The sequence below is a fragment of the Spongiactinospora sp. 9N601 genome (assembly GCF_044326295.1).
In the GTDB taxonomy this organism is placed as follows: Bacteria; Actinomycetota; Actinomycetes; order Streptosporangiales; family Streptosporangiaceae; genus Spongiactinospora; species Spongiactinospora gelatinilytica.
In genome coordinates this window covers 344,155-357,816 of record NZ_JBIRBB010000008.1, presented here as the reverse complement: position 1 = coordinate 357,816, position 13,662 = coordinate 344,155, and the positions used below count along the sequence as shown (strand labels likewise).

12 protein-coding genes are annotated in these 13,662 nt (G+C 69.3%); 10 read left to right on the top strand and 2 right to left on the bottom strand.

Features of this window, described 5'->3' with window-relative positions; genetic code table 11:
* The first annotated feature begins 152 nt into the window (after positions 1–152).
* The 4 genes from ACH34R_RS21610 to ACH34R_RS21595 all read left to right on the top strand — a co-directional run bounded on the left by ACH34R_RS21610 (position 153) and on the right by ACH34R_RS21595 (position 4,884).
* Positions 153–1,337, top strand: a complete 1,185-nt coding sequence (locus ACH34R_RS21610) for an ABC transporter substrate-binding protein (protein ID WP_397563261.1) — start codon at positions 153–155, stop codon at positions 1,335–1,337.
* 121 nt (positions 1,338–1,458) lie between these two features.
* Positions 1,459–2,325, top strand: coding sequence for a branched-chain amino acid ABC transporter permease (locus ACH34R_RS21605; protein ID WP_397563260.1), 867 nt, complete (start codon positions 1,459–1,461; stop codon positions 2,323–2,325).
* 107 nt (positions 2,326–2,432) lie between these two features.
* Positions 2,433–4,166, top strand: coding sequence for an ATP-binding cassette domain-containing protein (locus tag ACH34R_RS21600; RefSeq protein WP_397563259.1), 1,734 nt, complete (start codon positions 2,433–2,435; stop codon positions 4,164–4,166).
* Positions 4,159–4,884, top strand: coding sequence for an ABC transporter ATP-binding protein (locus tag ACH34R_RS21595; protein ID WP_397563258.1), 726 nt, complete (start codon positions 4,159–4,161; stop codon positions 4,882–4,884). Before ACH34R_RS21600 ends, ACH34R_RS21595 begins: the two co-directional genes overlap by 8 nt.
* A 47-nt stretch (positions 4,885–4,931) precedes the next feature.
* Here ACH34R_RS21595 and ACH34R_RS21590 read toward each other — a convergent pair whose 3' ends face one another.
* Positions 4,932–5,702, bottom strand: a complete 771-nt coding sequence (locus ACH34R_RS21590; RefSeq protein ID WP_397563257.1) for a carboxymuconolactone decarboxylase family protein — start codon at positions 5,700–5,702, stop codon at positions 4,932–4,934.
* Between the two features lie 98 nt (positions 5,703–5,800).
* Here ACH34R_RS21590 and ACH34R_RS21585 point away from each other — a divergent pair, with 98 nt between their 5' ends.
* From ACH34R_RS21585 to ACH34R_RS21570, 4 genes are read left to right on the top strand one after another with little or no spacing between them, the layout of a single operon-like run.
* Positions 5,801–6,616 carry an SDR family NAD(P)-dependent oxidoreductase gene (locus ACH34R_RS21585; protein ID WP_397563256.1) on the top strand — a complete coding sequence of 272 codons (816 nt, stop codon included), beginning with the start codon at positions 5,801–5,803 and terminating at the stop codon, positions 6,614–6,616.
* A complete protein-coding gene (locus ACH34R_RS21580) occupies positions 6,613–7,446 on the top strand; it encodes an LLM class F420-dependent oxidoreductase (RefSeq protein ID WP_397563255.1) in 834 nt (277 codons plus the stop codon). Before ACH34R_RS21585 ends, ACH34R_RS21580 begins: the two co-directional genes overlap by 4 nt.
* Positions 7,447–7,468: 22 nt before the next feature.
* Positions 7,469–7,711: a hypothetical protein gene (locus ACH34R_RS21575; protein ID WP_397563254.1), complete on the top strand. Its 243-nt coding sequence runs from the start codon at positions 7,469–7,471 to the stop codon at positions 7,709–7,711.
* A complete protein-coding gene (locus ACH34R_RS21570; RefSeq protein ID WP_397563253.1) occupies positions 7,708–8,160 on the top strand; it encodes an SRPBCC family protein in 453 nt (150 codons plus the stop codon). Before ACH34R_RS21575 ends, ACH34R_RS21570 begins: the two co-directional genes overlap by 4 nt.
* A gap of 162 nt (positions 8,161–8,322) precedes the next feature.
* Here ACH34R_RS21570 and ACH34R_RS21565 read toward each other — a convergent pair whose 3' ends face one another.
* Positions 8,323–10,956: an ATP-binding protein gene (locus ACH34R_RS21565; protein ID WP_397563252.1), complete on the bottom strand. Its 2,634-nt coding sequence runs from the start codon at positions 10,954–10,956 to the stop codon at positions 8,323–8,325.
* Positions 10,957–11,070: 114 nt separating this feature from the next.
* On the opposite strand from ACH34R_RS21565, the gene ACH34R_RS21560 reads away from it, so the two are divergent.
* Both ACH34R_RS21560 and ACH34R_RS21555 read left to right on the top strand, forming a co-directional pair.
* Entirely contained in the window at positions 11,071–12,324 is a 1,254-nt protein-coding gene (locus ACH34R_RS21560; protein ID WP_397563251.1) for an MFS transporter, read from the top strand.
* The gene (locus ACH34R_RS21555; RefSeq protein ID WP_397563250.1) at positions 12,321–13,655 is read left to right on the top strand and encodes a carotenoid oxygenase family protein; all 1,335 of its coding nucleotides are present in this window, start codon (positions 12,321–12,323) and stop codon (positions 13,653–13,655) included. Before ACH34R_RS21560 ends, ACH34R_RS21555 begins: the two co-directional genes overlap by 4 nt.
* The last annotated feature ends 7 nt before the right edge of the window (positions 13,656–13,662 follow it).

Genomic DNA, 13,662 nt, shown 5'->3' with positions numbered 1-13,662 from the left:
AATATGGGCTAACGGCATGGGCTCTCCAGGCGGCTGAAACGTTGACAATGAAACGGCGGGGTCATATCGTGAAACGATCGGTTGCCGAGTCGGGCTCCCGTTTTCTTGAAGGATCGCCTTTGAGCCGCTGACTCACCAGGAAGGCCCCCCATATGAAGAAACGCGCGATCGGCTACGGTCTGGTCCTCAGCCTCCTCGGTTCGCTCACCGCCTGCGGCGGTGGTGGGAGCGCCGGAAACGACGAACCGATCAAGATCGGGATCATCACTCCGCTGACCGGCAACGCGGCGGCTTACGGAAGCGGTTTCTGGCTCGGCGTGCAGGCCGCCGAGAACGAGATCAACAAGAGCGGCGGAATCCTCGTCAACGGAAAACGTCACAAGGTGCAGGCGACCGTCTGCGACGACCAGTTCGTGCCGTCCAAGTCCGTTTCCTGCGGACAGAAGCTCAGCGAATCACTGATGATCTACACGCCGGCCACCCAGTCGTCGTTCCCGCTGATGGGCTTCAATCAGAAGGACGACTTCATCCTTATGTCCACCTCCCAGACGCCGGCGTTCACATCGCAGGGCAACAAACTGGTGGTGCGTTCCACTTACAATCTCGAACGGCAGATCCCGGACCTGGCCCGGCTGGTCGGCGAATACGCCAAGAAGGAAAAGCTCACGCTGAAGTCGGTCGCGATCATGGAGGTCGGCAGCGACTTCGGGCCGGCGTTCACCGAAGCCTTCTCCAAGGCGTGGAAAGCGGGCGGCGGCACCATTACCGGCACCGCCTCCTATGACACCGTGACGACGGACCTCACCAGCCAGCTCACCAGTCTGCTGCGCGGCAATCCGGACGCGATAGCCATCACCACGGTCTGCCAGTCGGCGGCCTTGGTCATGGATCAGGCTCGCCACCTGGGCTTCAAGGGGACGTTCATCAACGCGGTGTGCGCCGGTGGCACCGGAATGACCAAGTACATGGGCAACAGCGAAATCATCGGCAGCAATATCGCCACGGTGAAGACAAACGCCTTCGACAGCATCCCGGTGGTCGGGGCCTTCCACAAGAAGTACAGCGACGAGAAGTACAAGTCGGCCATCGAGCAGCAGATTTTCGAGTTCGGCTACTTCGGGGTCGAGTGGTTCGCCAAGGCGGTGAGCACCGCGGGCACCACAACTGATTCCGCCAAGGTGCACGCGGCGCTGGAACCCGCCCTGCAGACTCTGCAACCCAACATCCTGGGAATCACCAAGTACTTCCCGGAAACCGGCGACATAGAAATGACGACCTATCTGGCCCAGACCAAACCGGATGGTCAGTCGTTCGACCCGCTGGGCGGCCAGAAATAGTGCCCCTCCCGCCGGCCTTCGCCCCGCGTACCGGCAGTGCCGCGACGATGTGGGGCATCCCCGGCACGGCGCCCCACACCGAGCACGCGTCTCACCTCGCCGAGTGGATCGGGTAACACGTATGCAAGTCCTCGCGAATGGGCTGGCGCTCGGAGCGATCTACGCTCTCGTCGCATCCTGCCTGTTGCTCATCTTCGGGATTCTTGAGATTCCCGACTTCGCCCTGGGCGGCCGAATCATGGTCGGCGGATACGCGGGCTATTTCGTCGCCGAAAGCCTGGGCCTGCACTATTGGATCGCGGTCGTCGCCGCCGCGCTGGCCGCCGGGTTGCTGGGCGTGGTGAGCGAACTCGCCGTCTACCGATGGCTGCGCAACACCCCCCGCCCCCTGCTGAGCGGATTCATCGGCGCACTGGTGCTTCTCACCGCGACCCAGATAACGGTGCAGCTCCTTTTCACCGCCGATTTCCGTAAGCTGCCGAGCCCGTACGAGTCACAAATCCTGGATTTCGCCGGTATCAGGATGACCGAGCAACGGCTGCTGGCCGGGGTCGTGGCGCTCGTCCTGATCGCCGCATTGCACGCCTACCTCCGGGGAACGAGGGGCGGCCGAGCCATGCGGGCGACGCTGGAGGACCGGCGCGGGGCCGAGATCGTGGGCATCTCGCCCGCGAAGACGGCCCTGATCGCCATGCTGCTCGGTAGTTGCATGGCCGGTGTGGCCGGTGCCCTCCTGGGGCCGATGTACCTGGTCTACCCGACCATGGGCGACGCCATCCTGATCAAGGGCTTGATCGTCATCGTGCTGGCCGGCATGCGCAGCAGCCTCGGCGCGATCAGTGCCGCGCTTCTGCTGGGCATCGCCGAGAGCTTCGGGGCGAGCTACCTGAGCCTGGGCTTCGCGGACGCATACGCCTTCATCTTCTTGATCATTGCCCTGATGGTACGGCCCAACGGGCTGTTTACGAAGAGCGTATTGGTGCGGTGATGTCCGTAATGAGTAAAGCCGTCCTGACCCGTGCCGCAAGCGGCTTGAGCGCCGGATTGAGATCGCGCGAGCCCGGTCGCCGGGAATGGCTGATCATCGTTCCGATCGTGGCCGTCTGCGCGCTGCTGCCGCTGGTCATCCAGGGGCGGTACGAGGTCGGCGTCATGACCCTGATCCTCATCTATGCGATCGCGGCCTACGGCCTGGACCTCGTCCTCGGCCACCTCGGCCTGGTGTCCGTCGCGCACGCCGCGCTGCTCACCGTCGGTGCCTACACCCTGGTCATCCTCACCACCAAGTACGGTGTCGGCTACTGGTGGGCGGCGCTCGCCGGGGTCGGGGTCACCACCCTCGCCGGGCTGCTGCTGGCCGGGATCACGATGCGCAGCAGGGGACACTACTTCTCCGTCAGCAGTCTGGCGTTCGCCGCGGTCACGGTCGTGGTGATCACCCAGTGGACGAGCCTGACCAACGGGGCGAGCGGAATCTACGCCATTCCCACGCCACCCGGGTTCGACTCGACGATCTCGCTGTTCTACCTGAGCCTGATCGTGCTGACCGCGGTGCTGGTCGCGATGTTCCTGCTCACCCGGTCGACGCTCGGACGCAACCTCCGTGCCATCCACGCCGACGAGGTACTCGCGGCGTCGCTCGGCATCAACGTCGTCGCCACGAAACTGAAGGCGTTCACGGTGAGCGCGGCGATCGTCGGGCTGGCCGGGCCGTTGTTCGCGAGCTGGATCTCCTACATCACCCCCAGCAGTGCCAGCATCATGGAGGGCTTCAACCTCCTGGTCTACGTGATCATCGGAGGGTCGGCGACACTGGCCGGACCGCTGGTCGGGGTGGCCCTGGTCGTCGGGGTGACGGAGGCGTTCCGGTTCACCGAGCTCTACCAGACCCTGATCTTCAGCGGCATCGTCTTCCTGGTCCTCCTGTTCTTCCGGGGCGGCGTCGTCGGCAGTGTCGCCCGCGCCTGGTCCCGGGTGGCGGCCCGCCGGCGTGGACCCGAGCCCGCCGAGGTACCCGAGGTCGCGGCCGGTCTCGGTCCCGTGGCGTTGCCCCACCTGAGCCCGGCGGATCGCGGCGGGACGGCCGGGCCGGGCAAGGTGTTGTTCGAGGCCCGCTCCCTCACCAAGAAGTACGGTGGAGTGACCGCGGTGAGCGATGTCTCGCTGGTCGCCCGCGAAGGGGAGATCATCGGCGTGATCGGCCCCAACGGCGCGGGCAAGAGCACCCTGTTCGGCCTGATCTCCGGCGTGGTCGGAGGGTGGTCGGGAACCGCGAGTTTCGCCGGGCGGGATCTGCGGCGGCTGGCGGTACACGAGCGGGCGCGGCTGGGCATCGGCCGTACGTTCCAGACCAACCGGCTGCTCAACGACGAGACGGTGTTGCAGAACCTGGTCACGGCCGCTTACCTGCATCGCTCTGCACGGGGGTCTCGGTCCGCGGATCCGGACGACGGCTTCCTGAACACGATCCTCGACCTCACCGGCCTGCGCGCGAAGGCCAACGAGGTGGTGAGCGGCCTGTCCATCGAGGAGCAGAAGCTGGTCGGCGTCGGCATGGCGCTGGCCGTACGTCCGCGGATGCTGCTCCTGGACGAACCGTTCGCCGGGCTTCGCGAGTCGGAGACGCCCCGGCTGATGCGGCTGCTCGAATGGCTTCGGGACCAGGGCATGGTGATCCTGCTGGTCGAACACAAGATGCGCGTCCTGATGTCGTTGTGCAGCCATGTGTACGTACTGGATTCAGGGCAGTTGATCGCCGAGGGCTCACCGGACCAGATCGTCAATGATCCACGGGTGATCTCGGCCTACCTGGGGACCAAGAATGCTTGAGGTCAGCGGTATCACCGCAGGTTACGGCAACAGCACCGTGCTCACGGGCGTGTCCTTGTCCATCGAGCAGGGCGAGGCGGTGACGGTCCTGGGCGCCAACGGGGCCGGCAAGTCCACACTGATCCAGGCCATCGCGGGGCTCACCCCGATACGAGGCGGGGAGATCCGGTTCGAGGGCGAACGGATCCACGGGTTGTCGGCCGCCCGGATCGTACGCCGCGGCCTGGTGCTCTGCCCGGAGGGCAGGCACCTGTTCCCGCAGATGAGCGTGCGGGAGAACCTGATGCTCGGCGCGTACTCCCGCAAGATCCGCCGCTCGGCCATCGCCGCCCAGATCGACGAGGTCCTCGAAATCTTCCCGGCGCTCAAGAAGAAGCGGACGGTGTACGCCGGGTCGCTCAGCGGCGGTGAACAGCAGATGGTGGCGATCGGGCGGGCCTTGATGGCCAAGCCCCGGCTGCTGTTGCTCGACGAGCCCTCGCTGGGGCTGGCTCCGCTGCTGGTGCAGACGGTGATGAGGGTGGTCGGGGAGATCAACCAGCGGGGCATCGCCATCGGCCTGGTCGAGCAGAACGCGGCGGCAGCGCTGGAACTGGCCTCCCGGGGCTATGTGCTGGAGGCGGGCTCAGTGGTCATCCAGGGGTCGGCGCAGGAGTTGTCCAGCGACGATCGGGTCCGGGCGGCCTACCTCGGCGTCGTCGAGCAGGCCGCGGACTGATCGACGACGGGCAGGCCCCAGGCAGGCGCGGCGCGATGGAGAGATCGTCAATCGACCGCCCGGTCCGCGGCGTCCAGCAGCGGGACCCCGAGCAGGCACGATTCGACGCCCAGCAGGCTGACCAGCCGGAGCACCTGTACGACCTCATCGAAGGTCGCTCCGTGGGCGCGCGCGTTGCGCACGTGAATCCGGACACCGGGCGCGTACATGTGCGTGCTGGACGCGTCGATCGCGACCAGGACCAGCTCGCGGGTCTTGGCGTCCAGCGCACCGTGCCGCGCGGATGCCGCGCTGAAGTCGGCGTACCGGTCGAGAAAGCCCGGCGCGTGCGCGAGCACGGGTTGCCACCCGGCGTCCCAGTAGCCGCGCAGCCGCTCGAATCGCTCCCGGACCCGGGACTGGAGGGCGGGCGGCGACTCGGGACGCTCCCCGTCGGCGTATTCCTCCAGTGCGATCGGCAGGCCGACGTTCAGGGCGTGCACGCCCAGCACGCTGACCAGTTCCAGTACTTCGAGCACGCCTTCCGGCGGGACGCCGGCGTCGAGCGCGCCCTGGATCCGGGCGGGCAGCGAATCGCGGTTGCGGTAGGTCATCGCGGCGTCGCAGGCCAGCAGCACCAGCGTTTTCGCCTGAGCGCCGAGCGGGCCGGTCGCCGCTTCCTCGGCCAGCGCGACGAAGGCGCCGGCGTAACCGGGGTCTCGCTCGATGACCGCGTCCAGACGCGCGTCCCATGAGCCGAGCGCCGCACGGCAACGTGATCGAAGGGCGGCCGCCGCCTCGCCGGGGTCGTCGTTGTCGATCGCAGTCGTCCTGCTCACACCAAGATCCACCAGCCTATTTCATTGTGCAGTATGCATATTTCGTAGCATGATATCCATGCCGCCATAGTGCGACAAGACCAGGAAAGGGGCGTGCGATGAGGTTCCTGGACCGGACCGCGATCGTGACCGGTGGCGGAGGCCACGGCCTCGGCGGCGCCATAGCGCGCAGCCTGGCCAAGGAAGGCGCTCGGGTCGCGGTGGCCGATCGAGATCGTGACATGGCGGAGTCCGTCGCCGCCGCGATCACCGCCGCCGGCGGCGAAGCGCTGGCGATCACCGTTGACGTACGGCGACCGGATCAGGTCCAGGCCATGGCCGAGACGGTCTCCAAGGCTTTCGGCGATCCGGACATCCTCATCAACAACGCGTTCACGTCGTGCCCGGACTCGATCCTGGAGGCCGACCTGGACGACTGGACGCGTGACGTGGACGTCATTCTCAAGGGCGCCTTTCTCTGCGCCCGCGCCGTACTGCCGGCGATGCTGGAACGACGGCGCGGCGTGATCGTCAGCCTGTCCACGGTCAACGCCCACACATATGTGGGCGCATCAGCGTACAGCGCGGCCAAGGCCGGCCTGGAGTCGCTGAGCCGCAGCATCGCCGTCGAGTACGCCCGGCACGGCATCCGATCGAACGTGGTGATCCCGGGGACGTTCGCCACCGAGGCATGGGAGCTACGGCGGCAACGCCACCCGGACATCCTGGAACGGCTCGCGCACTGGTACCCGACCGGCCGGATCGGCGAGGTCGAGGAAATAGCGGCCGCGGTCCTGTTCCTGGCCTCGGACGAAGCGAGCTGGATCACCGGCGCCACGCTGCCGGTCGACGGTGGTCTCCTGGCGGGCAATCCGTGGTTCGGGCGGGACGCCCATCCCGACGAACAGCCCGCGCACGACGGGGGAGCGCAGTGAGATTCGGCATCGACACCTTCATCACCGACCAGACCATGCACCCCGCGGCTCTGGCCCGCGCCGTCGAGGAGCGTGGCCTCGACACACTGCTGGTCACCGAGCATTCGCACATCCCGGTCCGCCGCGAGACGCCATGGGCGGGAGGGCCGGAGCTTCCGCCGCACTACTACCGGACCTACGATCCATTCGTCGGCCTGGCCGCCGCGGCCACGGCGACATCGCGGTTGCTCTTGGGGACCGCGATCACGCTCGCCGCCCAGCGAGACGTCATCCATCTCGCCAAGGAGGTGGCCACCCTCGACCGGGTCAGCGACGGCCGGGTGGTACTCGGCGTCGGCGTCGGGTGGAACAAGGAGGAGACGCGCAACCACGGGATTCCACCGGAGCGGCGTGGCGCGGTGCTCGACGAGAAACTCGCGGCACTGAAGGAGATCTGGACCCACGACCAGGCGGAGTTTCATGGTGACTTCGTGGACTTCGATCCGATCTTCTCGTGGCCGAAGCCGGTGCAGCGCCCGCACCCACCGATCCTCATCGGCGGCGAGAGCCGCCCGGCCGTACGGCGACTGCTCCGGTTCGGCGACGGGTGGCTGCCGCGGGTCAGGACCGCACCTGAGGAGATCAGCCGCACCCGGGCCCGGCTGGCCGATCAGGGCCGAACGATCACCGTCACCGTCTGCGGCCTTCGGCCCGACGCGGCCGAGATCGAGCGTTTCGCCGCGATCGACGTCGAAGGTGTCACCTTCACGCTGGCTCCGTCCGCCGATGCCTCGTCAGACACCCTGCGCTTTCTGGACCAGGTCACGGACGCCATCGCGCGGTTCGGCTGACGATTGGCTGTACATTGTTACCATGGTAACAGTCGAACGCGCTCAGACGGGTCTGCGGCTTGAGAAGAACGTGCTCAAGGTGCTCAAGGGGCTGGCCGAGTACCTGGACGTCTCGCTCGGGGACCTGGTGGAGGGCATCGCGCTGCACTCCTTCGACGGCAAGGCGCCTTTCACGCCCGAGACCCTGGCCAAGATCGAGCAGCTCAAGGCCGTCTACGGCTTGACGCTGACATCCGCCGACGCGCACCGGCTGACCGAGCGATGAGCGGCGCGCAGTACACGCTCACCGGGCGGCCGGCGGTCGCACTGCCGCCCGAGGCGGCGTTCACGCTGTTCACGCCGCGCGGCGAGGAGCCTTGGGTGGCCGGATGGCGGCCCCGTTTCGCGGCGGAGACCGGCGACGACTCCGCACCCGGCACGGTCTTCGAGACCGGCGCGCACGACGAGCCGACCATCTGGACGGTGATCGCGCGCGATCCTGGACGGCGCGTCTCGTACGCCAGGGTGACGCCCGGCTCCCGCGCCGGGACCGTCACCGTCGAGCTGGACGCGGATGGGCGGGGCGGCAGCACGGTACAGGTCACGTACGAACTCACCGCGCTCACGCCGGAGGGCCAGGGCCCACTGCGTGAGTTCGCCGAGGGTTATCGGGACTTCCTGCGGTCGTGGGAGATGGACATCGCCCGCCACCTCGGGCCCGAGCCACGGCCATAGCGCGCCCCGGCGGGCCTCGCTCGCCATGGTGCGTGGGCGCCGGATTCGGAGAGCGCGGACTCCAGCTCACGAGGTCAGCGGCTCGCTTCCCCCCGGCCGCGCACCTCGTCGAACGTGCGAGCCAGGTCGGCGTCCCAGACCAGGAGCGCCGTCACCCGGTGGCTAGCGGATCCCCGGGAGGCCGCGGAGTTGCTTGCGTGAGGTGATCCCCAGCTTGCGGAAGATGTTGCGCAGATGCGCGTCCACCGTACGGGGGCTGAGGAACAGCTTGGCGGCCACCTCCTTGGAGGTCGCGCCCTCCGCGACCATGCGGGCGATGTGCACCTCCTGCATCGTGAGCCGGTCCGATGCCTGCGCCGTACGGCTGCGCGCGTGCTCGCCGGTGGCGCGCAGCTCGCCCGCGGCGCGCTCGGCGAACGCCTCCGCCCCGAGATCAGCGAACATCTCGTGTGCCGTCCGCAGCCGGTTCCTGGCCTCGCGTCGCCGCCCCTGCCGCCGCAGCCACTCGCCATAGAGCAGGTACGCCCGCGCCCCGTAGATCGCCATCGAGCAACCGTCGAGGAGGTCGACGGCCTGCTCGTAGCACTTCTCGTCGCCGGTGACCAGGGCCCGTGCGTACGCCTCCACGCCCAGCCCCCAGGGCCGCCGCCCCGCCCGCGCTCGCTCGCCCAGGGCGGCGAGCGCGGCCCGCGCCTCCGCCACGTGCCCGCCGCGCATGGCCGCCTCCACCAGCTCGGGGAGCGCGAGCGCAGACAGGCCGACGTACCCGCGCGCGATCGCCAGCCGCGCGGCCTCGCCCGCGGCCTGGTAGTCGGCAAGCCCGTTGTGGAGTACGGCCGTTGCCCACTGCACGCTGAGGGTCATGTGCTCCGGGACCGAGGCGAACAGCTTCAGGGCCTCCTCCCGGCGGCCTCGCAGCGCCGCGAGGTGGATGCGCGGGTAGATGAGGGGGGCCGCGCCGGTCGCCTCGGCGATCGCCTCCTCCTCGGAGATCATCTCCATCGCGGCGCCGAAGTCGCCCTTGTGGACGGTGACGGTGGCCAGCATCGCCAGCCCGATGGGCAGCAGGTGGAAGGAACCCGAGTCCCGCCCCGCGGCGACGGTCCGGGAGGCGATGCCGTACATGGCGCCGGAATCCCACAGCTCGCCGGCCAGCACGAAGCCCAGGGACGGCCGCCCGGCCCACACCTCGTCATCGCTTCCGACGATCGGCCCCAGGCGGCGCGCGGCGGCCTCGTGCCCCCTGGTGAACATCTCGACCAGGCTGTCCAGGACGATGTCGGAGCCGGTGGGGGGCTCGGCCGCCGGTGGGGCGGTCTGTGCCGCCGCCACCACCTGGCCGAGGTCACCGGCCAGGACGCCCATCTCGAACGCGTCCAGGAAGCACGCCCGTGACCAGGCGGGATCGACTTCGGCCAGCCGGGAGGCCGCGCTGAGCACCGGTGTCGCGGGGGTCTCGCCACCCCGATGGCGGGCAAAAGAGAGCCTGCCGCGCAGCAGGTCGATACGGGCGGCCTGCCGCGGATCACCTGACCGCACGGCGGATATCAGCTCGGCGGCGGCGTCGAATTCACCCACCGACAGCTTCGCCTGCGCCGCCGCGATCATCCGCTCGGCGCGCAGCTCGGGCACCAGCGTGAGCGCCGCGGAGCGCTCAAGGAAGGCCGCGGCGGCCGCGATCCCGCCGCGAGCCTCGGCGCGGGTGGCGGAACCTTCGAGCTCGGCCGCGATCTCCTCATCCGGCCCGGCCGCGGCCCGCGCGCGATGCCAGGCCCGCCGGTCAGGATCGGCCACCGGGTCGGTGACCGTGGCCAGAGCCCGGTGAGCGCGCCGGCGATCCTCCGGCGAAGCGGTCTCGTAAGCAGCGGAGCGCGCCAGAGGGTGGCTGAAGCGGATCCGAGTACCGAACTCGACCAGCGACGCGGCCTGGGCGCCGGCCGACGGATCGAGGCCGAGCAGCCCGGCGGCCCGCCACAACAGGCCGGCGTCCCCGAGCGGCTCGGCCGCGGCGATCGTGACCAGCAGCCGGGCGTGCGGCGGCAGGGCCTGCAACCGGGCGCGGAAGCTCTGCTCGATCACACCGGGACCCGGCAGGTCGAAGCCGCCCGCCAGGCCCGCCAGGCCCGCGGTCCTGGGCAGTTCGAGCAGCGCCAGCGGGTTGCCGCGGGACTCGGCCAGTATGCGATCGCGCACCCGGGCGTCCAGCGGCCCCCGGATCGCGCCGGCCAGGAGCGCGCGGGCGTCGCTCTCGTTCAGCCCGCCGAGGGTGAGGACGGGCAGGTCACCGAGCTGCGGCCCGTCTTCGCGGGCGGCGAACACCACGGCGATCCGCTCGGCGGAGACCCGGCGGGCCAGGAACGCCAGGGTCGTGGCCGAAGCGCGGTCCAGCCAGTGGGCGTCGTCGATCACACACAGGACGGGGCGGTCGCGCGCGGCCTCGGCCAGCAGACTCAGGGTCGCGACCCCCACGCGCAGCGGATCAGGAACGCCGGAATCCAGGCCGAAGGCGACCTCAAGCGCCCTGCGATACGGCGCGGGCATCGCCGTCATGTGCCCCAGGATCGGCGCGCACAGTTGGTGCAGAGCGGCGAACGGAAGCTCCATCTCGAATTCGGCCCCCGACGCGCGCATCACCAGGAAGCCGTTCGCGCTCTGCGCGACCTGGCTCGCCAGGGCACTCTTACCGATGCCCGGCTCGCCACGCAGCACCAAGGCACCGCCCCGGCCCTTCTTGGCGGCCTCCAGCAGGGCGTCGAACCGGGCGATCTCGTTCCGGCGCCCCACGAGCGCGTTCATCCGGGTCACGATCATCTGCCCGCCGCAGGTCGCGACCCTGAGCCCTGGACCGCGCAGACATATAGGTAAGAACCACCGATGCGAAGGCGCGGCTCCGCTGCGAACGTGATGGGCGTGAAGACACGGACCACCACACGGACGCCGCTCGCGGTCCTGGCCACGGCGCAGTTCCTCGTGGTCTTGAGCACCTCGATCGTCAATGTGGCCCTCCCGCAGATCCGTACCGGGCTCGACCTCTCCGACGCCGGCCTGTCCTGGGTGATCAACGCCTACGTGCTGCCGTTCGGCGCGCTCCTGCTGCTCGGTGGCCGCGCCGGCGACGTCCTGGGCCTGCGCCGCGTCTTCCTCTCCGGTACCGCGCTGTTCGCCGCCGCCTCGCTGGCCGCCGCGCTCGCGCCCGACGCCATCGTACTGATAGTGGCGCGGGCCGCTCAGGGAGTGGGCGCGGCGCTGCTGGCCCCGACCGCGCTGGCGCTGGTCCTGACGTTGTATCCGGACCCGCCCGCGCGCGGCACCGCGCTCGGGGTCTGGGGCGCGGTCTCCGGCGCCGGCGGAGCGGCCGGGGTCCTGCTCAGCGGACTGCTCACCGGCCTGTACGGCTGGCGCTCGGTGTTCTCGGTGCTGGTCCCGATCACCGTGCTCGTACTGGTGGCCACCTGGTTCCTGGTGGCGCCCGACAAGCCGCGCGGCGGACGCCTGGACGTGGTGGGTTCGATCACGGTGACCGCGGGCCTGGTCGCGCTGAGCCAAGGCGTTTCGGGTTTCTGGCCCGCAGCCCTGGCGGGGCTGGTGCTGCTGGGCGTGTTCGTCATGACCCAGCGACGTTCATCCGATCCGCTGCTGCCGGCCCGGATGAAGATCGTCCTGCTCCCCAACGTGCTGATGGCCCTGCTCGGCGCGGTCTGGCTGGGGCTGTTCTATTTCCTGCCCCTCTATCAGCAGCGAGAACTGGGCTACACACCCATGGAAGCCGGGCTCACCCAGCTCCCGCTGGCTTTGATGATCACTCTCGTGTCCTGGGTCACCCCCAGGCTGCGCGGCCGGTACGTCCTGCCGGCCGGACTGGCGCTGCTGGCCGGAGGGCTGGCCTGGCTGTCCAGCACGCCGTCCGGCCTGGTTCCGCTGATCGCCGCCACGATGCTCATCGGCGCGGGACTCGGCGTGGCCTTCGTCGAGCTCACGGCGGCCTCGGCCGCAGGGGTGCCGGCCGCGGACAGCGGCCTGGCAGGTGGGCTGATGAACGCCACCAGGCAGGTCGGCGGGGCCGTCGGCCTGTCCTTCCTGACCCTGCTTCCACCGTACGGCGGGCCGTTCCTGGCCTGCGCCGTCATCTCCCTCCTCCTAGCCGGAAAGGCGCTGCAGAAATGACCGACCTCGCCAAGCCGTACATCACCGGTCACTACACCCCTATGGCGGACGAGATCACCGCGACGGAGCTGAAGGTCCGCGGCACCCTGCCGCCCGAGCTGAACGGCCGCTACTTCCGCAACGGCCACAATCCCAAGCCCGGCATCACCCCCAGCCACTGGTTCCGAGGCGAAGGCATGCTCCACGGCGTGCGGCTGGCCGACGGCCGCGCCGAGTGGTACCGCAACCGCTGGGTGAAGACCCCCTACCTGGACGGCGTGCCCTTCACCGGGACGGAGCTCGCGGTCAGCGCCGCGGCCACCAGCATCATCTTCCACGGAGGCCGCTACCTGGCCCTGCAGGAGGCCAACCTGCCCTGGGAGGTCGGCGCCGAACTCGACACCATCGGCGCGTACGACTTCGGCGGCAAGCTGACCAGCGCGATGACCGCGCACCCCAAGGAGGACCCGGTCACCGGCGAACTGCACTTCTTCGGCTACAGCCCCCTCCCGCCCTACCTGACCTACTACGTCGCCGACGCCTCGGGAGAGATCGTCCGCTCCCAGGTGGTGGACGGCTCCGGGCCGTCGCTGATGCACGACTTCGCCATCACCGGCGAGCACGCCGTCTTCATCAACTCCCCGGTCGTCTTCGACCACGCCGAGCGCTCGGGCATCCCGTACCGCTGGCACGACGACGTGCCGTTCCGCATCGGTGTCCTGCCGCGCGACGGGGCCGGCGAGATCACGTGGTTCGACCTGGACGACCACGCCGCGATTCTGCACGTCACCAACTCCTACGTCGACGCCCGAGGCCGGGTGGTGCTCGAAGGGCCGCGCTTCGACCAGGCGTCCTGGGGGAGCTCGTGGAAGTGGTGGGTCGGCTCGCCCGGGTACGGCACCGGCCCCGTCACCGGCTCGACCCTGCATCGCTGGATCATGGACCCGGCCACCGGCAAGGCCACCGGCCAGGCCCTGGACCAGCTCACCATCGAGTTCCCGTCCATCAACGACGCCCGCACCGGCGCGGTCAACCGCTACAGCTACGCCATCGCCTTCCCCGGCGCCGGGCTCACCGGCTACCACACGTTCAAGTTCGACAACCAGAGGGGTGAGCGGATGTTGCTGGCCCACGGCGAGGGGCGGATGCCCGGCGAAGCCGTGTTCGCGCCCGCCGCGAACGGCACGGCCGAGGACGACGGCTACCTGATGACCATCGTCAGCGACCTCAAGGCCGACGCCTCCGAGCTGCTCGTCCTCGATGCCACCGACCTCAGCACCATCGCCGCCGTGGAACTGCCCCGCAGGGTGCCCTCGGGCATCCACGGCCACTGGATCGAGGATCAGAAGTGATCGACTT